Source organism: Terriglobales bacterium (genome assembly GCA_035573675.1).
In the GTDB taxonomy this organism is placed as follows: domain Bacteria; phylum Acidobacteriota; class Terriglobia; order Terriglobales; family Acidobacteriaceae; genus DATMAB01.
Window position 1 is genome coordinate 1 of sequence record DATMAB010000018.1, and the last position, 20,004, is coordinate 20,004.

At 64.3% G+C, this 20,004-nt stretch carries 16 protein-coding genes; 14 read left to right on the forward strand and 2 right to left on the reverse strand.

Annotation, left to right across the window (positions count from 1 at the left end; genetic code table 11):
* The 14 genes from hemH to VNK82_08025 form a co-directional block, all read left to right on the forward strand.
* Nucleotides 1-1,532: ferrochelatase (gene hemH / locus VNK82_07960; protein HXE90880.1), on the forward strand; the 1,532-nt coding region annotated here is incomplete at its 5' end.
* A gap of 153 nt (nucleotides 1,533-1,685) precedes the next feature.
* Nucleotides 1,686-2,288, forward strand: coding sequence for a Rieske 2Fe-2S domain-containing protein (locus VNK82_07965; GenBank protein ID HXE90881.1), 603 nt, complete (start codon nucleotides 1,686-1,688; stop codon nucleotides 2,286-2,288).
* Between the two features lie 21 nt (nucleotides 2,289-2,309).
* The gene (locus tag VNK82_07970) at nucleotides 2,310-3,278 is read left to right on the forward strand and encodes a cytochrome b N-terminal domain-containing protein (GenBank protein HXE90882.1); all 969 of its coding nucleotides are present in this window, start codon (nucleotides 2,310-2,312) and stop codon (nucleotides 3,276-3,278) included.
* A 134-nt stretch (nucleotides 3,279-3,412) separates the two neighbouring features.
* On the forward strand, nucleotides 3,413-4,342 hold the full coding sequence (locus VNK82_07975; protein ID HXE90883.1) for a hypothetical protein: 930 nt from the start codon (nucleotides 3,413-3,415) through the stop codon (nucleotides 4,340-4,342).
* A gap of 583 nt (nucleotides 4,343-4,925) precedes the next feature.
* Nucleotides 4,926-8,150 carry a c-type cytochrome gene (locus VNK82_07980; GenBank protein HXE90884.1) on the forward strand — a complete coding sequence of 1,075 codons (3,225 nt, stop codon included), beginning with the start codon at nucleotides 4,926-4,928 and terminating at the stop codon, nucleotides 8,148-8,150.
* 256 nt (nucleotides 8,151-8,406) lie between these two features.
* Nucleotides 8,407-9,201 (forward strand): carboxypeptidase regulatory-like domain-containing protein, encoded by a 795-nt coding sequence (locus VNK82_07985; protein HXE90885.1) that lies wholly within the window; start codon nucleotides 8,407-8,409, stop codon nucleotides 9,199-9,201.
* Between the two features lie 162 nt (nucleotides 9,202-9,363).
* Nucleotides 9,364-10,317 carry a COX15/CtaA family protein gene (locus VNK82_07990; GenBank protein ID HXE90886.1) on the forward strand — a complete coding sequence of 318 codons (954 nt, stop codon included), beginning with the start codon at nucleotides 9,364-9,366 and terminating at the stop codon, nucleotides 10,315-10,317.
* Nucleotides 10,314-11,246: a heme o synthase gene (gene cyoE, locus VNK82_07995; GenBank protein HXE90887.1), complete on the forward strand. Its 933-nt coding sequence runs from the start codon at nucleotides 10,314-10,316 to the stop codon at nucleotides 11,244-11,246. The genes VNK82_07990 and cyoE overlap by 4 nt, the downstream gene beginning before the upstream one ends.
* Before the next feature lie 62 nt (nucleotides 11,247-11,308).
* Entirely contained in the window at nucleotides 11,309-12,235 is a 927-nt protein-coding gene (locus VNK82_08000) for an ABC transporter ATP-binding protein (protein ID HXE90888.1), read from the forward strand.
* The gene (locus tag VNK82_08005) at nucleotides 12,232-13,053 is read left to right on the forward strand and encodes an ABC transporter permease (GenBank protein HXE90889.1); all 822 of its coding nucleotides are present in this window, start codon (nucleotides 12,232-12,234) and stop codon (nucleotides 13,051-13,053) included. Before VNK82_08000 ends, VNK82_08005 begins: the two co-directional genes overlap by 4 nt.
* A gap of 139 nt (nucleotides 13,054-13,192) precedes the next feature.
* Complete coding sequence (locus VNK82_08010; GenBank protein ID HXE90890.1) at nucleotides 13,193-13,633, forward strand: DUF420 domain-containing protein; 441 nt, start codon at nucleotides 13,193-13,195, stop codon at nucleotides 13,631-13,633.
* 2 nt (nucleotides 13,634-13,635) lie between these two features.
* Nucleotides 13,636-13,902, forward strand: a complete 267-nt coding sequence (locus tag VNK82_08015; protein HXE90891.1) for a hypothetical protein — start codon at nucleotides 13,636-13,638, stop codon at nucleotides 13,900-13,902.
* A gap of 137 nt (nucleotides 13,903-14,039) precedes the next feature.
* Nucleotides 14,040-14,846 (forward strand): biotin/lipoyl-binding protein, encoded by an 807-nt coding sequence (locus VNK82_08020; protein ID HXE90892.1) that lies wholly within the window; start codon nucleotides 14,040-14,042, stop codon nucleotides 14,844-14,846.
* 362 nt (nucleotides 14,847-15,208) lie between these two features.
* Nucleotides 15,209-15,589 (forward strand): hypothetical protein, encoded by a 381-nt coding sequence (locus VNK82_08025; protein ID HXE90893.1) that lies wholly within the window; start codon nucleotides 15,209-15,211, stop codon nucleotides 15,587-15,589.
* A 252-nt stretch (nucleotides 15,590-15,841) separates the two neighbouring features.
* Here the strand turns inward: VNK82_08025 and VNK82_08030 are convergent, their stop codons facing one another.
* Together VNK82_08030 and VNK82_08035 are read right to left on the reverse strand one after the other, a co-directional pair.
* A complete protein-coding gene (locus VNK82_08030; protein ID HXE90894.1) occupies nucleotides 15,842-16,129 on the reverse strand; it encodes a hypothetical protein in 288 nt (95 codons plus the stop codon).
* Between the two features lie 157 nt (nucleotides 16,130-16,286).
* Complete coding sequence (locus VNK82_08035; GenBank protein HXE90895.1) at nucleotides 16,287-19,982, reverse strand: BadF/BadG/BcrA/BcrD ATPase family protein; 3,696 nt, start codon at nucleotides 19,980-19,982, stop codon at nucleotides 16,287-16,289.
* Nucleotides 19,983-20,004: the final 22 nt, after the last annotated feature.

Sequence of the window (20,004 nt, forward strand, 5' to 3'; positions counted from 1 at the left end):
AATCGAGCGGCGAATCTCGGCCAACCCTAGCGGCGAATCCCGCCGGGAGGAGCCGGCGGGATTCGCCGCCGAAGGCAAAGCGCTGCGAGAGGGAATGTCAGATGTGCCGAATCGGCGTCCATCCGCGCGAATCCGCCCGGCGGAAGGCTTCACCACAAGGGACACGAAGGCAGCACGAAGGGTTCTCAGTGGTCAGTGGTCAGTGGGCAGTGGCCGGTGGTCGAATCAGAGTTCGCAGATCACAGTTCGCAGATCACCCGATCAGGCGATTCATTCTCTCCCGGTTCTCATTGACCTTCCTTCCCGCGTTGATTACACTCGCCTGTTCGCTGGGGATCGGTTTTTTCGGAATGGCTGAAACACGACGCGTGGGTGTGGTGCTGTTCCAGCTGGGTGGGCCGGACAGCCCGGAGGCGATTGAGCCGTTTCTGTTCAATCTCTTCTCGGATCCGGACATCATTGATTTTCCATTTGCCCGCCTGGGGCGGCGTCCGCTGGCCAAGCTGATCTCCACTACCCGCGCCCGCAAGGTCTCCCACCACTACGCTGCCATCGGAGGCTGCTCGCCCATCCGCCGCAACACCGAGCGGCAGGCTTGCGCTCTGGAAGCGGTTCTCAATGGCGAAGCGCCCGATTCTTTCGGAGGGGCACGAGTTTACTCGTGCCGACCGGGCCATTCCCATCACCCGGCTTTAGCGGCTGAGGAACTGACTTTCAAGGTTGTAGTGGCCATGCGCTACTGGCATCCGTTCACGGCGGAGGCCATTGAGGAACTGGAGGCTTTCGGCTGCGACGAGATCGTGCTCCTGCCGCTGTATCCGCAGTATTCCTCGACTACGACCGGCAGCAGTTTGAATGAGTGGGAGCGGCGGTGGAGTGAACGTTTCCCAGGGGCTAAAGCCCTTTCTCAAAAGAGCCGCAACGGCGCGGCTCAAGCCGCGCCCTTTCAAAGCAATCAGGCAAGGAACGGCATTCCGGTGCATGTCGTCCGCGAGTTCTACGCGTGCGGATCGTATCTGGACGCGGTGGCGGAAAAGATCGAAGCCACCCTGGCCCAGTTCCCTTCCCCGGAAGACGCGGAGATCGTGTTCAGCGCGCACTCGGTTCCCATGAGCGTGATCGAGAAGGGCGACCCGTATCAGCGCCAGATAGAAGATACGGTCGAGCGGGTGATGGCGCTGGGCGGCTGGCGGAACCGTCACCGGCTCTGCTACCAGAGCAAGGTGGGGGCCAGCCGGTGGCTGCAGCCCTCGCTGCGGGCCACGGTGCGGGAGCTGGCGGCGGCCGGCGTCGGGCAGGTGTGCGTGGTGCCGATCTCGTTCGTGAGCGACCACGTGGAAACGCTGGGCGAAATCGACCACGAGGCGCGCGAGCTGGCCGGGTCGCTGGGCATCCGCGAGTTCCGCATGACGCCGGGATTGAACGATTCCCCGCGCTTCATCGCCGCGCTGGCAGGACTGGTGAGGGAACAGATTCAAAATGAAAAATCAGAAATGCGAAATGAAGAGACGAGGCTGGTGGCGGCAGACTGAAATCATTGGTGATCTGCGATGTGTGATTTGTGATCTGAAAACCAAAACCGAATGAACCGGCGACCTCGAGGGAGAGAGCGGGTTTGAGTTCGCAGATCATAGATCAGAGTTCGCAAATCTGCAGGAAAGTTGATTTTTAGGAGAGCGTTGCGCATGGCATCTCCTCCCAACACGGAAACCAAGACTCCGGCGACGAAGTATGTGGGGACGCCGGCGGTGGGCACGTCGCAGGCGGCGCCGGCGGCGGGCGTGGCGGCGGTGGGCCCGGAGAACACCGAGGTCAACCAGCGGCGGCGGCGCCTGGTGTGGAGCTGCGTGGCGGCGTTTCTGGGGGCGTGGTTCATCGCCTTCTTCCGTTTCTTCCTGCCGCGCACGCTGTTCGAGCCCTCGACCATCTTCCGCGTGGGGACGCCCGCCGATTACGGCCTGGGCGTGGACACCAAGTACCAGCAGGCGTATCGCATATGGGTGGTGAAGAACCCCGACCGGCTGTTCGTGATCTACGCGCGCTGCACCCATCTGGGGTGCACGCCGGACTGGAAGCCGAGCGAGAACAAGTTCAAGTGCCCGTGCCACGGCTCGGGCTACGACTACGAGGGCATCAATTTCGAAGGCCCGGCGCCGCGGCCCATGGACCGGGCGCACGTGGAGCTGGACGCCACCGGGCAGATCGTGGTCGACACCAGCCGGCTGTACCAGTGGCCCAAGGGACAGGCCAGCCACTTCAACGATCCGGGAGCGTACGTGCAGTTGTAACTGTAGCGGGCGAGGAGAACCATGGCCCACGAAGAAGAACCCAGGACGGGCGAAAAAAAGACCGGCGGCGCAGCGACCACGGAGACCAAGGCCGCGAGCGGCAACGGTGACGGCCGCGTGAGCCTGCTGGGGCGGGTGAAGGAGGACGTCGGCTCGCTCAAGCAGGAGATGGTGGAGAAGATCAAGGAGCAGAAGGAAGGGCTGAAAGATCCCACCAAGACGCAGCTCTTCACCTCCATCTTCCGGCACAAGCACGACGACACGCCGCGCAACCGCGCGCTGGGCGTGCTGAGTAACGTCTTCCTGCACCTGCATCCGGCCAAGATCAACCGCGACGCGGTGCGTTACAGCTACACCTGGGGCATGGGCGGCATCACCTTCTACCTGTTCATCGTGCTGACCTTCACCGGCGTCCTCCTCATGTTCTATTACCATCCGACGAAGGTGCAGGCGTTCCGGGACATTCTGTATCTGGAACACGACGTGCCGTTCGGGAAGATCCTGCGGAACATGCACCGGTGGGCGGCGCACCTGATGATCATCACGGTGTGGCTGCACATGTTCCGGGTGTTCCTGACGGGGAGCTACAAGCGGCCGCGGGAGTTCAACTGGGTGGTGGGAGTGATTCTGCTGGTGCTGACGCTGCTGCTGTCGTTCACCGGGTACCTGCTGCCCGACGACCAACTTGGGTTCTGGGCGGTGACGGTGGGGACGAACATGGCGCGGGCCACGCCCGGGCTGGGACACGAAGGTCCGTTCGGGCCGGAGCTGCACATGACGCCGTACAACGACGTGCGCTTCGGATTGCTGGGCGGGTCGATCGTGGACGCGAATGCGCTGCTGCGGGCGTACATATGGCATTGCATCGGGATCCCGATCCTGGCGTCGGTGTTCATGATCGTGCACTTCTGGAGAGTGCGGAAGGACGGAGGGATCTCGGGACCGGCGCCCGTGATTCTGGAAAGCGAAGTGAAAGAGCCGCGAAGATGATGAACCAGTGGTCAGTGGTCAGTGGTCAGTGGTCAGTAACCCAGGTCTGCGCCGAAAAGCGTGGCGCAGACATGGGGCACCGACAGGAAATTGCTGAATTGACGAACTGCCGGATTGCGGAATTGAGGTAGGCGATGGATTGGCATCAGTTGTGGGAGATCATGTCGGCACCGGACAACGTGCCGATCGTGGCCATGATCCCGCTGCTGGGTTTCTACATGTGGCTGGCGTGGAAGCAGGCGGCGGCGAACGACCGGCTGATCGCGGAGCTGGAGGCGAATCCGGCGCTGGCCAAGACGCATCACCGCAAGACGTGGCCGTTCGAGCCGGGATGGCAGAAGGAAGTGCACGTGTGGCCGTTCCTGCTGCGCATCGAGTTTTTGGCGGCGATCATCGTGACGGTGATCCTGATGGTGTGGTCGATCACGCTGAACGCGCCGCTGGAGGAGCCGGCGAATCCCAACCTGACGATGAACCCGGCCAAAGCGCCGTGGTACTTCCTGGGGCTGCAGGAGATGCTGGTGTACTTCGACCCGTGGATCGCGGGGGTGGTGATGCCGACGCTGATCATCATCGGGCTGATGGCCATTCCCTACATCGACACCAACCCGGTGGGCAGCGGGTACTACACGTGGAAGCAGCGGCGGTTCGCGATCCTGACATTCTCATTCGGGTTCATCGTGCTGTGGGTGGCGTTCATCATCATCGGGACGTTCATCCGGGGGCCGGGCTGGATGTGGTTCTGGCCGGGACAGACGTGGGACCACAACAAGCTGGTGTTCGAGGTGAACCGTGACCTGCACGAGATCGTGGGCATCACGGCGCAGCCGTGGATCGGGCTGTTCGGGGCGGCGGTGACGGGAGCGTACTTCGTGGTGGCCGGCCTCGCGGTGCACACGCTGTTCAAGTGGAGCAACCCCAAGGATTACAAGCGCATGAGCTTTCTGCAGTACAACACCATGATGATCCTGATGCTGCTGATGCTCTCGCTGCCGGCCAAAATGCTGGCGCGGCTGCTGTTCCGAATCAAGTATGTGTGGGTGACGCCGTGGTTCAACATCTAGAAGCAGTGGTCAGTGGTCAGTGGCCAGTTTAGGAAGGTGCGGAGAAGTGGATACGAGCGGCACGTTTCCCACGTCTGCGCCGGAGAGCGTGGCGCAGACATGGGGCACCGTCGGCTAGTTCGTTGTGCCGTCCCTACGGGACTCGGGTGGGTTTTGAACCCTTCCCCAGCACTTACGTGCTGGGCTAACGAGTGGCCGTCCCTTCGGGACTGGGGCGGAGCCAGTGCCGGCGGCACGTCGTGCGCGACGGGCGAAGTCGGGGAGTCCTCCCACCCTGTCGCTCCAACATCGGGAGGACAAGGGTGGGTTGAGCCGAAAACCAGTGGCTAGTGGTCAGTGGCTAGTGGCTAGTCCCACCTGTCGCTCGAACAGCGGGAGCGACAAGGGTGGGGCAACCGCAGTATGTTCTTCCCCACGTCTGCGCCGAACAGCGTGGCGCAGACATGGGGCACGGTCGGGAAATGACCGCCGGGAAATAAGGTTGCACGTGCCGGGTCGCGGGCGTCAGAGCGCAGATCGAGCGGCGTGGTGGCTGTAGGGGTCCCTCGCAGCGCTCGGGACGCAAAACCCAGGAGGAAACAGGGTGGCTGAACAGCAGAGGCCGGATCCAATCACCAGCAAGTCGTACGCGCTGCATTACCTGATCGCGTCGGTGCTGATGATCGGGTCGCTGTTCTGGGCGCTGTGGGATGAAGCCTATGGGCAGCGTCCGTGGAAGCGCTTCCAGGACGAGTTCAAGGTCAGGTACACCGCGTTCCTGGGCCGGCTGCGCACGCAGTCGGAGGAATCGGAAGCGGCCATCCGGCAGGAGCCGGAGTACAAGAAGCTGGCCGAGTCGCTGGAGGCGGCGCAGCAGCAGGCCGCGCCACGGATCAAGGAGATCAACCAGGAGCTGGAAGCAATCGCTTCGAAGATCGCGGCGGTGCAGGCGGTGTTCACCGAGGCCAAGGCGTGGGTGGACGCCGAGACGTACCAGGTGGAGATCACCGCGAACCCGCAGTCGAAGGAGCGCAAGCGGCAGCGGGTGGAGGAGTGGAAGAAACAGAAGCAGCACCGGGTGGACGTCCCGGGCGAGGGCCGCCAGGTCTTCGATTACCAGCAACTGGAAGAGAAATACAACGAGCTGAAGGCGGAGCGCACGCGGCTGACGATGGAGCTGGCCGATGTGCTGAAGCCGGTGAACGAGATCCGCGACCAGGCCGCGGCCTACATGGGGGAGCGGCTGACGACGCTGACGCCGGAGCAGATCGACGGGCTGCGCAAGAAGTACGCGGAGTGGGAGCCCAATCTGAAAGACGTGCAGATCAACGTGGCGGAGACCAACGTGGTGGACCGCTGCGAGAGCTGCCACATGGGAGTGCGGCAGCCGGTGGCGCTGACGCTGGCCTCGATGACGGTGGGCAAGGAAGCGGACGCGTACGCACGAGCGTTCGTGGGGCATCCGCGGCGGGAGCTGCTGGACATCCACAATCCCGAGCGGTTCGGGTGCTCGCCGTGCCACGGAGGCAACGGGCGAGCGACCTCCAGCGTGACGAAGGGACACGGACGACACAAGTACTGGCTGTGGCCGCTGTTCTACAAGGAGAACATGCAGGCGGGCTGCCAAACGTGCCATGCCGCCGACATGGTGCTGGCCAAGGGCTACGACCTGGCGGAAACCATCAATGAGGGGAAGCGGCTGTTCCAGGTGCGAGGTTGCGTGGGCTGCCACCGCTATGAGGGCTACGATCCGGAACCGGAGCGGCTGATCGCGCTGAACCAGCAGGTGCGGCTGCTGGAGGCGCAGAGGAAAGAGAACCTGCGCCAGGTGGCGCTGCTGCAGAAACAGGCGGATGAAGCCCCGGACAACGAAACGGCGGCGCGGCTGAACCAGCAGGCGCTGAACCTGCGGGTGGGCGTGAGCCAGATCGACGGGCGGCTGGAGCAGGTGGACCTGGAGATGCGCAGCCTGATGCGCGATCAGAAGAAGGTCGGGCCGAACCTGAAAGACATCCGGGCGAAACTGCGGCGCGACTGGATCCCGGTGTGGCTGCACAAGCCGACCGATTTCCGCCCGACCACAAAGATGCCGAACTTCCGGCTGAACGAGCAGCAGATCCGGTCGATCTCGGCGTACATCTGGCAATCGGCGCTGAAGGACACGGTGCCGTCACGCAAGACGGGCGACCCGGCGAACGGCAAGGAACTGCTGGAGACGCGCGGGTGCCTGGGCTGCCACTCGATCGGCGAAGGGGCGCAAATGCAGGGCGGCGACTTCGCGGCCAATCTGAGCCGGATGGGAGAGAAGGCGAACTACGACTACATCGTGCGCTGGATCCTGGATCCGAAGCAGCGGCTGCGGCCGTACTGCCCGCTGGAGAAGAAGGACATCGGCCCCGAGGATTATGCCAAGAAGGGCCTGCCCTACGTGTTCGACGCGGAACACTCGAAGTGCCCGAACGACGGGCGCGAGCTGCAGGTGCAGCAGATGACGGTGATGCCCGACCTGCGGCTGACCGAGCAGGAGGCGGCGGATATCGCCACCTACCTGCTGACGCAGAAAAGGCAGGAGCCGACGGCGTACGCGGACGCATCCTGGATGGAAGATCCGAAGCTGAAGGACGAAGGAAAGCGATGGGTGCGGCACTTTGGGTGCGCGGGCTGCCACGAGATCGCAGGGCTCGAGGACGAGGGCAGGATCGGGACGGAGCTGACGGTGGAGGGCTCGAAGCCGATCGAGCGGCTGGACTTTGCACTGCTGACGCATCCGGCGAAAGAGGGCCTAGACCCGATCACCGGCAAGAAGGGCCGGCCGTGGTACGACCACAAGGGCTTCTTCGAGCACAAGCTGGCCAAACCGGACATCTACGACCTGGGGAAAATCCGCAGCGAGACGGAGAAGCTGCGCATGCCCGATCCGCACCTGACGGCGGAGCAGATCCGGGCGCTGGTGACCTTCCTGCTGGGCAGCCGGGAGAGCACGCACGAGCTGCCGCTGCCGGCGAGCTTCGTCTATAAGCCGGGCGACGCGCGACGCGACGTGCAGGAAGGCTGGTGGCTGGTGCGCAAGTACAACTGCACGGGATGCCACCAGTTCCTGCCCAACCAGACGACGTCGTTCATGCAGATGGCGCGCTACCAGGATCCGGACTGGAAGGAGCAGATGCCCCCGCAACTGCTGACCCAGGGGGCGCGGGCGAATCCGGACTGGCTGCTGCACTTCCTGAAGAACCCGGCGCTGAGCACGAGCGATACGGCGAGGAATGGAGTGCGGCCGTACCTGAAGGCGCGCATGCCGACGTTCCAGTTCTCCGACAACGAGCTGCGCAAACTGGTGCGGTTCTTCCAGGCACTGTCGCAGCAGCCCATGCCGTACATCCCGCAGCCGATGCAACCGTTGACGGCGCAGGAAACCGACATGGCGCGCAGCCTGTTCACCTCCACGGCGGCCCCCTGCCTGAAGTGCCATGCCACCGGAGACCCGGCCCATGACCGCACCGCTACCGCTCCGAACTTCCTGCTGGCTAAAGAGCGGCTGAAGCCGGGATGGACGGAGCGGTGGCTGATCGATCCGCAGGCCATCAGCCCGGGAACGTCCATGCCGAGCGGGCTGTTCCGCAAGGAAGGCGAGCGCTGGGTGTTCAACGGGCCAGTACCGCCCTCGTTTGCGGGCTTCAGCGAGGACCACACCAAGCTGCTGGTGCGGTACATCTTCCAGTTGACGCCGGAAGAGCAGCGGCGGGCTGGCGCGCGGGGAATGGCGCAGACCGCGACGCCGGGAGCGGTAAGAGCGGGGAAAAAGACGGCGGCGGATCGAGGCGGCAAGTAAGAGCCAAGTTTCACGTTTCGCGTTTCCCCCACGTCTCCGCCGAAAAGCGTGGCGTAGACGTGGGGCACCGTCGGGGGGGGCAACCCGAAGGGAGTAGTGGGCATAGGGGTCCCTCGTCGCGCTCTCTCATAGCGTTCGGGTCGCGCTCGGGAGGACAGTCTTCAGAACAAGATGACAGACCTCGAAACAGACGGCGCAAGGTAGAATAATTAGTTTGGTTGCAGCAAGAATCCCTCCCAGGAAAGGTTGACGAATCATGAGCAGAACCAAGTGGTACGTGGCGGCGGCGGCGCTGGTAGTGATGGCGCTGGCGGTGGCCGGATGTCAGAAGGAACAGACCGCGACGCAGGAAGCGCAGATGGCAGCGCCGGCAGCGCCCAAGGCGACGCCGATCGATCCGGCCACGGTGGGCAGCGTGAGCGGTACGGTGAAGTTCGAGGGCACGCCGCCCAAGGCGGTCCGCATCGACATGAGCCAGGACCCGGCGTGCAAAGCGACAGCGACGGGACCAGCGACGTCGGAAGTGGTGGTGGCGGACAAAGGCAACCTGGCCAACGTGTTCGTGTACGTAAAAGAAGGGCTGGGCGACCGCACCTTCGACGTTCCCAAGGAAAAAGTGACCATCGACCAGCACGGGTGCCGCTACCATCCCCACGTAATGGGAGTGATGGCGGGGCAGACGGTGGAGATCCTGAACAGCGACGACACCACGCACAACATCCATCCGACGCCGGCGGCGGCGAGCGGCAACCGCGAGTGGAACGAGTCACAAGCGCCCAAGGCCGCGCCGCTGGAGAAGACCTTCGCGCGGGAAGAGCTGATGCTGCCGGTGAAGTGCAATCAGCACCCGTGGATGAAGATGTACGTCAACGTGGTGAAGCACCCGTTCTTCGCGGTGAGCGGTGCGGACGGCACCTTCGAGATCAAGGGCCTGCCGCCGGGCGAGTACACCATCGCCGCCGTGCATGAAAAGCTGGGGGAGCAGACGACCAAGGTGACAATCGGGCCGAAGGAGGCCAAGACGGCGGAGTTCAGTTTCAAGGGACAGTAAAAGCAGTGGTCAGTGGTCAGTGGCCAGAGACCCCACGTCTGCGCCGAAAAGCGTGGCGCAGACATGGGGCACCATCACTCACGTCTTCGCCGAAAAGCGTGGCGTAGACGTGGGGCACGGTCGGGCTGGCGGCACGACTGAAGTCGTGCCCTGATACGAAGCATGAGGGCGGCGCACCACAACGCGTACCATGCGGGGCATCATCGGTTCGCCGTGTTCACGGCCGGGGCGACGTTCGTGCTGCTGATCGCGGGGGCGCTGGTGACGTCGAATGACGCCGGCCTGGCGGTACCGGACTGGCCGACGTCGTTCGGGTCGCTGTACAAGATCCCGCCGATGGTGGGCGGAGTGAAATACGAGCACGGGCACCGCATGGTGGCGCAGTTTGTCGGGCTGCTGACCATCGTCCTGGCGGTGTGGACGCAACGGGTGGAGCCGCGCGGGTGGATGCGCGGACTGGGCTGGGGAGCGCTGGCGCTGGTGATCGTGCAGGGCGTGCTGGGCGGAGTGACGGTGCTGTTCTTCCTGCCGCCGTGGGTTTCGACCGCACATGCCACGCTGGCACAGGCCTTTTTCTCGACGGTGGTGCTGATGGCGCTGTTCACCAGCCGGGGCTGGGTGGAGGAGGAATCGCGCATGGCGCTGGACGTGCGGCGACCAAGACTCGCGACACTGGCGGCGTGGTCGGCGGCGGCCATCGTGCTGCAACTGATCCTGGGCGCAGCTTTCCGACATTCCGGCATGAAGCTGCTGCCGCACCTGATCCTGGCGGTGGTGGTGACGGCGCTGATCCTGTGGACGTCGGTGCGGGCGCTGATGGATTACGCCCATGCTCCGGAGATCTTCCGGCCGGCCCTGGTGCTGCTGGTGCTGCTGGTGGTGCAGCTGGGACTGGGATTCGGGGCCTACCTGACGCGGGTGGAGTGGAGCCAGGATGCGCCGCAGCCGCTGGCCAGCATGGTGGCGACCACGGTGGCACACGTGGCGGCAGGCGCGCTGCTGCTGGCGGCCTCGGTGGTGCTGGTGGCGCAGACGCGACGACACCTGGCGGATCCGGACGAAATCCGCCACGACCACCGGCACAAGACGCACACTCCCAAGGCGGTGCACGCGTGAGCGCCGCGAGCCAGCCGCTGGGCCTGATGCGCGGCGCGGTGATGAGCGCAGCCGCCGACTACGGCGAACTGATGAAGCTGCGGGTCACGTCGCTGATCGTGATGACGGCGTGGTGCGGCTACTACCTGGGCGCGCTGAAAGCGGGCGTTTCCCCGTGGTCGTGGGCGACGCTCGAGGCGCTGGCGGGGATCGGGCTGGTGGCGGGCGGCACCGGAGCGCTCAACCAGGTGCTGGAGCGCGAGGGAGACCGGTTGATGCGGCGCACCGACCGGCGTCCGCTGCCCGCGGGACGGATGAGCGCGCGGCATGCGGCGGCGGTGGGACTGGCGGCGACGCTGGGAGGAACCGCCTACCTGGCGCTCGAAGCGAACCTGCTGACCGGGCTGTTGGCGCTGGCCACTTCGGCGACGTACCTGGGACTCTACACGCCGCTCAAGAGAGTTTCGCCGATCTGCACGTTCGTGGGCGCGTTCCCCGGCGCGATGCCGCCACTGCTGGGCTGGGCGGCCGCGCGCGGCCGCGTGGAGTGGGAAGCGGTGGTGCTGTTCGGCATCGTGTTCCTGTGGCAGTTTCCACACTTCCATTCCATCGCGTGGCTGTATCGCGAGGACTATGAGCGCGCCGGGATCCTGATGCGGCCGGTGGTGGACGGCGACGGGCGGGCCACGGCGCGCGAGATCCTGGTCTACTCGCTGGCGCTGGTGCCGGTGACCCTGGCGCCCAGCCTGCTGGGCATGGCCGGAAGCGTGTACGCGGCGGGCGCGCTGGCGCTGGGGGCCGCGTTCTTCGCCTTCGGAGTGCGGCTGGCAAAGGCCGGCGAGCCGCCTTCCTCGGCGCGCTCGAAAGCGCCGGCGCGGCAATTGCTGCAGGCTTCCGTGGCGTACCTCCCGCTGCTGTTCGCGCTCATGATGCTGAACGCCGCCGGGTAAACATGTCTGCTGCACCGGCCCGAGAAGCTGCAGCGTCGTTCGCACCTGTGGTGAGCGCTCCAGTGATCCAAGTCGAGGGAATCCGCCACCGCTACGACGGGCGCACGGCGCTGGACGGCGTGACGTTCGAGGTGGGCGAGGCGGAAATCTTCGGGCTGCTGGGTCCGAACGGCAGCGGCAAGACCACGCTGTTCCGCATCCTTTCCACATTGATGTTGCCCGAGGCAGGACGGGCCGTGGTCCAGGGACGCGACGCGGCAGCCGATGCGGGCGGAGTGCGGCGCGAAATCGGGGTGGTGTTCCAGGCGCGCAGCGTGGATGTGAAACTGACGGTCCGCGAGAACCTGCGGCATCAAGGGCATCTGTATGGGCTGCGCGGAGCGGCGCTGGACGCGCGCATCCGCGAGATGCTGGAGCGATTGGGGCTGGCGGCGCGTGCGGACGAGCGCCTGGAAAACCTTTCGGGCGGAACGCAGCGGCGGGTGGAACTGGCCAAGGGGCTGCTGCACCGGCCGTCGGTGCTGCTGATGGATGAGCCCTCGAGCGGGCTCGATCCGGGAGCGCGGCGCGACCTGTGGCAGTATCTGGCGATGCTGCGGGAAAGCGAGCGCGTCACCATCGTCACCACGACCCACTTGATGGAAGAAGCGGAACGCTGCGACCGGCTGGCCATCCTGAACGAAGGACGACTGGTTGCGCTGGGGACGCCGGTGGAACTGAAGAGCGCGATCGGCGGCGACGTGATCCTGCTGGACGCGCGCGATCCGGAGCGCATCGCGGCCCGCCTGGCGGAGCGATTCCAGGTGCAGCCGACGGTGATCGATGGACGCGTGCGCCTGGAACGCGAGGGCGGACACCGGTTCGTCAGCGAGGTGATGGAGGCGTTTCCGGGGGAGATCCGGGGGATCTCGGTGAGCGAGCCGACGCTGGAGGACGTGTTCATCGACCGCACGGGACACCGGTTCTGGAGCGAGGAGCAGGAGCCATGACGGCGACCGCGGCACGGACCGAACCGCGGGGCGACGCGCTGATGCTGCCGGTGGCGTCGCTGTGGTGGCGGGAGATTGTGCGCTTTTACCGGCAGCCGAGCCGGGTGGTGGGAGTGATCGCGTCGCCGCTGGTGTTCTGGCTGGTGATCGGGTCGGGATTCGGAACGAGCTTCCGCGGCGCGGGCGGGACCGATCCGCATTACCTCGAGTATTTCTACCCCGGGGCGCTGGTGATGATCGTGCTGTTCACGTCGATCTTCGCCATGATGTCGGTGATCGAAGACCGGCGGGAGGGATTTCTGCTCTCAGTGCTGGTGGCGCCCATCCATCGCTCGGCCATCGTGCTGGCCAAAGTGCTGGGCGGCACGACGCTGGCCGCCATCCAGGGACTGGCGTTCCTGATCTTTGCGCCGCTGGTGGGAGCGCGGCCGGGGCCGGTGGACTTGCTGGTGGTGGCGCTGGTGGTGTTCCTGATGTCGTTCGCGCTGACGGCGCTGGGATTCGCCGTGGCCTGGCGGCTGGATTCGACGCAGGGGTTCCACGCCATCGTGAACCTGTTCCTGATCCCGCTGTGGCTGCTCTCGGGAGCGCTGTTCCCGATCCACGGGGCGTCGGGATGGATCCGGGTGCTGATGCAGGTGAATCCGCTGACGTACGGGGTGGAATCGCTGCGGGCGGCGCTGTTCCCGGCCGCGGGAGCGACGTCGATCGGATTGCCGCTTACCGGAGCGCTGGCTGTGCAGGCGGCGTTCTGCGTGGTGATGTTCGCCATCGCGTATCGCGAGGCCAACCGGAGGAGCACGAAGCCGGCGGCATAGGAAGGCAGTGGCTAGTGGGCAGTGGTCAGTTTGATCCTAAAGTGCGCTATCCGCACGTTAACGCCGAAGGGCGCGGCGCGAACGTGGGGCACCAAAGTACGTTCTCACCCACGTCTGCGCCGAAAGACGTGGCGCAGACATGGGGCACCGTCGAAACATGGACTACAGCGTCTTCCCGGTGATCAACGCCACGCTGAACGGCACCAGCGCGGTGCTGCTGGTCGCAGGACGCGAGATGATCCGGCGGAAGCGCGTAACCGCGCATCGGGCGTGCATGGTCGCGGCGGTGGCGTGCTCAACCCTGTTCCTCGGCTTCTACCTCTTTTATCACTATCACGTGGGGTCGGTGCGGTTTCAGGGACAGGGCTGGGTGCGCCCGGTGTACTTCACGATTTTGCTCTCCCACACCGTGCTGGCGGTGACGCTGGTGCCGATGGTCATCGTCACCCTGGCGCGCGCGCTACGGGAACGCTTTGACAGACACAAAGCAATCGCGCGCTGGACGTATCCCGTGTGGCTGTACGTTTCCATCACCGGCGTGGTGATCTACGTGATGCTGTACCATCTGTTCCGGGCGTGAATATGGCACGCGTACGGCTGAAGATCGATATCGGCGGGACGGTGGGCGACGAGGCCTGGAGAGCGATCCGGCATTTTGATCCGGTGCAGAGCGTGGCCTACGGCGAGGAGTTTGGGACGAGCGGGGAATGCCGGCATGCGCCGGGCACTCCGCATGCCAAGGGAGAGTGGCGCGGAGCGCTGATCCGGCTGCAGACGCCGCTCCTGGCGCAGTATGCCGTTTCCCATTATCTGGAGCAGAAGCGGGTGATGGATGCGGATGTCGAATAAGAGCGATAAGCAATAAGCGATTAGCACTTAGCGTGTGAACGATTCGGCTGCAACGGCAAGAAGCTGATACCAGCGACCTGACGCCTGAGACCTTGAACCACGACTCCACTCCAGCTTCATCCCCGGCGCGCTCCGGCATGTCTACGCGCACGCGGATCATTTTCTTCACCATCGCGTGGATCATCGTGCTGATGCCGTTTTTGTTCTGGCGGAGCACGTGGTTCGGGCGGCCGCTTTCGGAGAAGGACATCGGCGAGTATCTGCGCGATGAATCGAAGCCGCGCCACATCCAGCACGCGTTGGTGCAGGTAGGAGAGAGAATGGCGCGCGGGGACGCGGCGGCCCGCCAGTGGTATCCGGAACTGGTGCGGCTGGCGTCGCATCGGGTGGAAGAGATACGCACGACCGACGCCTGGGTGATGGGACAGGATCCGTCGTATGCGGCGTTCCGCGAGCCCCTGCGCGGAATGCTGAATGACGCGTCGCCGCTGGTGCGGAGCAACGCGGCGCTGGCGCTGGTGCGCTTCGGCGACGATTCCGGAAGAGCACAGATTCTCGAGATGCTGCAGCCGGTCACGGTTACAGCACCGCGTGCTGGACGGGTGGCGGATGTGGCGCAAACGGGGGATCCGATCCGCAATGGAACAATGCTGGCTCGGCTGGAAGGGGGTGAAGAGAGTGTGGAAGTGCGAGCGCCTATCAGCGGCCGGATTCACTCGATCGCAGTAGCTGCGGGAGCTGAGGTGAAGGAAGGCGACGAGATCGGCGTAATCGATCCCGGCACGGAGCAAGTTTGGGAGGCGCTGCGGGCGCTTTACCTGATCGGTCAGGTGGAGGACATTGCGGCGATTCAGCCGTTCCAGCGTGAGACGCCGAACTATCCGCCGCGTATCGCTGAGCAGGCGCGGGCGACGGAAAAAGCGATACGGGAAAGGAACAGGTAGGTGGCGGGCGGTTAGCAGGTAGCAGGTCGCAGGAAAAGCGCAAGGTCCCTCGACTCGCGCTCCCTTCCTTCCTCGTCCGCCACGGCGGACTCGGGAACGGTCGCGCTCGCTCGGGATCACAATCAGTAGGCGTTCGTAACGGCACGGCTGAAGCCGTGCCCCTACGAAGGATTCCGTTGCGTTCTGTTCGAGATCAGCAGCAGAAAATGCCCGGGCCGCGGGCGGCCGCGCCACGAAAATGAACCCCGAGGTCCTTCGCTCGGGTTTCCCGCGCTGGTGACGGCGCGCGGGTCCCTCCCTCGCTCAGGATGACGGCATCAAGACAGGGGGCCACGACAGAACCGGCTGCTATAATGCGCTTGATGGCGACCGCACAGGAAACCGTGAAAGCGCCCGGCATGGTGCCGGACGAGCTGAAACATGAGCCCCGCTCCAAGGGGCTGACCACGCCGCGCAAGAAGAAGCCCAGGGAACTGGCGGTAATCACTGAGTGCTGCACGGGCTGCGCCGGGTCGCCGGCCTGCGTGGAGTACTGCCCGGTGGAAGACTGCATGTTCTGGGTGCCGGACGAGGACCATCCGCCGTTCGGGCGCATCCAGGTGGATCCCATCCTGTGCATCGGGTGCAAGAAGTGCATCAGCAAGGGCCCGGACGGCGCCTTCCTGGACGGCTGCCCGTGGGACGCCATCGTCATGACGCCGACCGAAGAAGTGGAGAAAGTGGTGGGCGTGATGGCGATTTGAAAAGCAGCCATCAGCAGTCAGCACTCAGCAATCAGCCAAAGCATTCACCACGGAGACACTGAGGCACTGAGAAAAGCTCTGGATGCTCGATTTGGCTTGATCGCGGCGAACAATCACAAGAGCGAAAAGCCTCACCACAAAGGGCACCTTTCGGCAGACTCAAGGCAGGCTTCGCCAGCACGAAGGAGTTGACTGGGCGTTGGAGACCGGCCTGAGCTGAGCACTGAGCACTGACTGCTGATGGCGGAGTGCTTATTTCGCGGCAGGCATGAAGGGGGCGAGGGCCTGCTCGAATTCCTGCGGGGTGAGCTTTTCGCCTTCGTTCAGGCGCTTGAGCAGGGAGTCGATGAGGTCCTTGGCTTCGTCCTTGCGGTGATTGCGGATGAAGCCGTCGTAGAAGTGCTCGCCGGCGAGGGCTCGGTTGATCTCGAACTCCTTGTTGTGGTCGCCGAGCTCGGTGAAGTAGACCACGCGATACTTTCCCGTATAGGTCGATTCGCGGTAGACCTCGAACATCACCTTGTCGGATTCCATCAGCATAGGCAGTGATTCTAACCGACGAGCGGCTGGGGTGTCGTCCCTACGGGACTCGGGTTGGAACCGATTGTCCTCCCGGCGCTTACTTTCCCACGCCTGCGCCGAAAAGGGTGGCGCAGACATGGGGCACCGTCGCGAAGCGCACGCTGACCAACGGGAATCAATCCCCGCCGATGCCGACCAGGTCGCGGGATTCGGTTTCGTTTGCGCCGGAGATCTGGTCCAGGTCGGAGGCGGGCGGGTGGTGGCCGTTGCCATTTCCCTCCCCGCTGCCCTTCCCGTTCCCATTGCCGGTGCCGTTGCCATGGTTGGCACTGGAGATCTGCACCAGCGGCACCGGGGCGTGCGCGCCGTGGCCGTTGCCATTGCCGCCGGCGTACTGCGCTTCCAGGAGCAGCTCGTGGCGGAGCTGGTCTTCGAACCGGCGAAGCTGCTCTTCGATGGAGCGCCTCTTCGAGTTTTCGCGGACCATGTCCTCGCGGTAGCGCTTCAGGAAGTAGCTGATGGTCTCCACGCGGATCTTGATGGAGCCGGTGGGCTTGTTCTCGTCGATGTCTTTGAACGAGAAGTAAGGCGTGCCGGAGTGCTCGACGATCTCCTCGATGACGGTGTAGATGGGGGCATCGTGACCGCACTTGAAGCTGGAGAGTTCGAGCGCCACCAGGTTGGGGTGACGAGCAACGTACTTGGCCGCCCACACCTTGCGGTTGGTGTTCTCCGAGTAGGAGTTCTTCCAGGCGTCGGAGATATCCATGGGATGGGAGATGACGCCGGCCTTGACGTCGGCCTCGAACAAGCGCCACACGATATCGTCGTCGGTGGGCAGGGAGTCCTGGGAGAAGACCGGGTAGCCGAGCTTCTGGAACTCCTCCGTGATCTCGTGGTTGAGGCCCGGGTCGTGGTGATAGGGACGGCCGAGCAGCACGATGCCCAGGCGCTCTTCCTTCTCCAGGCGAGCCAGGATCTCCCGGGCCTGGTCTTTCATCGAGCCGAAGAATTTCTCCAGCGCTTTGAAGCCCTCCAGGCAGGCGCGGTAGTTCTCCTCTTCGGTGAGGCCGAGGATGTCTTTCCAGTCGTTGTACATCTGCCGGTGGGCCTGCTTGAGGTCGTGCAGGCAGATGAGCGTATCCACCCAGAGAACGCCCTTCTCCTTGAAGAGGTCGCTTTCCTTGGTGAACGCGGCCTTGACCGCGGCGGGCGTAGTGGTGACGGTGGGGCAGGCGCGGCTGGCGATGGTCTTCAGGAACGAAGGCAGCGAATCGATCATGGGGAAGAACACCACGTCGAGCTGCTTCTTGGGGTGGACGGAGTAGAGCAGGTTGTGGACGTGCGGGATGCCGACCTTGGAGGGGAAGCAGGGATCGATCGCGCCGCGCTTGGCCCCTTCCTTGTAAAGCTGCTCGCTGGTGTATTCGCTCCAGAGCAGGTTCTCGGCCTTCAAACCGAGTGACTCGAAGTAGGCGGTGAAAAACGGTCCGCAGGAGTACATGTTCAGGGCGCGGGGCATGCCGATCTTGAGGTCGGCGCGACGCTTCATGAGCTCGACGCGCCGCTTCTGGGCCCTGGTGAGGGCGAATTTCGGCAGCGGATCGGCGACCAGGGGCGGCTCGTAGCTGCGGAACGCCGTCTTGGCGGCGACTTCGACCAGGTTGGGGTTCTCCTTCTTGATGGCGTCGATGTTGCCCTTGATGACGCGCATCTCCTCGACGTTCTCGACCGTGCCCTTCTCGCAGGTGGCGATGATGAGTCGCTGAGCGCCGGGTGCGAGCGGCACCTTGGTCTTGACCGGCGGCTTGTAGTTGGGGTTGGGCAGCGCGGTCTTGACGTCGATGAAGGTACGCAGGCACTTGTTCTTGCAGAAATAGCAGCGCGTGTCCTCGTTGCGGGTGGTGGTGTAGGAGATGGAGGCCACGCTCTCCAGACCGATGAACTCGGTCTGCTTGCCGTTCTCCCACAGGCGGACGGCCTCGAAGGCGCAGCCGATGGCGCCGGCCTCGCCGCAGTGCTGGTGCACGATGACTTCCGGCTGCACATCCTTGCCCTTGAAGCGCGACTCGATGAAGTCCACCTGCGCCTTGACCGCGGCCAAATTGTGCTGGGTGCCGCCCTGCAGGACGAACTTGCGCCCGATGGCGGAGAGATTGGGGATCTGCGAGACGTACAGCCAGATGTTCTTGGGCAGCACGTTGCACAGGCCAGCCATGATCTCTTCCGGCTTCCAGCCCTGGCGCTGGAAGTCCACGATGTCGCTCTGCATGAAGACGGCGCAGCCGTAGCCGAACTGGGGGAAGGACTTGGCGCCGAAGGCGATATCGGCGAACTGCTCCACCTTGAAGCCGAAGGTCTCGCAGGTGCCCTGCAGGAAGTAACCGTTGCCGGCCGAGCACTGGGTGTTGAGCTTGAAGTCTTTCACGCGGCCGTCTTTGAGGATGATGATCTTGATGTCCTGGCCGCCCACGTCGCAGATGACGTCGGCGTCGTGGTAGAAGTGCAGCGCGGCCTGGGTGTGCGCGACGGTCTCGACCAGGGCCACATCGGCGCCGATGGTGTCTTTCAAGATGTCCTTGGCGTAGCCGGTGGTGCCCACGCCCATCACCTTGAGCGTGGCGCCGCAATCGGTGACCTGCTGAGCAAGCTTGGCCAGGACTTCCTGGGTGTCCTCGATGGGATTGCCCTTGGAGAGCTGGTAGGTCTTGCACAGGACGTTGCGGTGCTTGTCCACCAGGACGGCCTTGGTGGAGGTGGAGCCGCCGTCGATGCCGATAAATCCCTCGACGACCTGGCCGGGCGAAAAGGTGGCCGGGTGGAAGGGCTTCTTGGCGTAGCGCTGCCGGAAAGCGGCGAGTTCGGCTTCGTCCTTGGCCAGGCCGGAGCCGCCGCCTTTCTTCATCTTTTCCAGGTTGCGGCCCTCGGTGATGTACCACTCCAGCTTCTCGTAACCCTGGTAGAGGCCGACGCCGGGATCCTCCTGCTTGCCGAACTCGACCGCACCGATGCAGGCGAAGTACTGGGCGTTATCGGGCGTGCGGACCAGGTCTTTCGGATCGACGCCCTCGGGGAGCGGGTAGTTGCGCTCCTCCCAGATCTTCGGGATGTTGGCCTTCCAGCAGTCGCGCATGCCCTTGATGTAGCAGTTGGGGCCGCCGAGCAGAAGGACCACCGGCCGCAGGGTGTTGCCGCGAGTGAGCACGGAGAGATTCTGCTGCACGATGGATTCGAACAGAGAAGCCATCAGTTCGGCCGGCGGCACGCCCTGCTTCTGCAACCCATTGATGTCGGTTTCGGCGAAGACGCCGCACTTGCCGGCGACAGGGTGAAGCTTCAGGCCCTCATAGCCCATCTGGCAGAGCTGCTCAGAGGGAATGCGCAACTTGGCGTTGATCTTATCGATGACGGCGCCGGTGCCGCCCGCGCACTTGTCGTTCATCGAGGGCAGCTTCTTCTTCTTTCCGGTCTCCGGGTCTTCCTTGAAGATGATGATCTTGGCGTCCTGCCCGCCCAGCTCGATGACCGAGCCGCACTCGGGATAGAGCTTTTCGACGGCGAGGGAGACGGCGTTGACCTCCTGCACGAACTTTGCGCCGATGTGCTTGGCGATGGCGCCGCCGCCCGAGCCGGTGATGAAAGCGCGGAAGTTCTCGCGCGGCGTGGCCGGGAAGTCGGCGGCGATGGCCTTCAGCATCTCCAGCGCCTTTTCCGGCTGCTTGGTCTCGTGGCGCTGGTAGTCCTGCCAGAGGATGTCGTCGGTTTCGCCGTCGACTACGACCACTTTGACGGTAGTGGAGCCGACGTCAATCCCCATCCAGAGCAGGTTGTAGGCCTTCTGCGGATTCGCCTTTTCGGTCAGTCCGGGCATCGGTCTCCTGGAACGCTGGCAA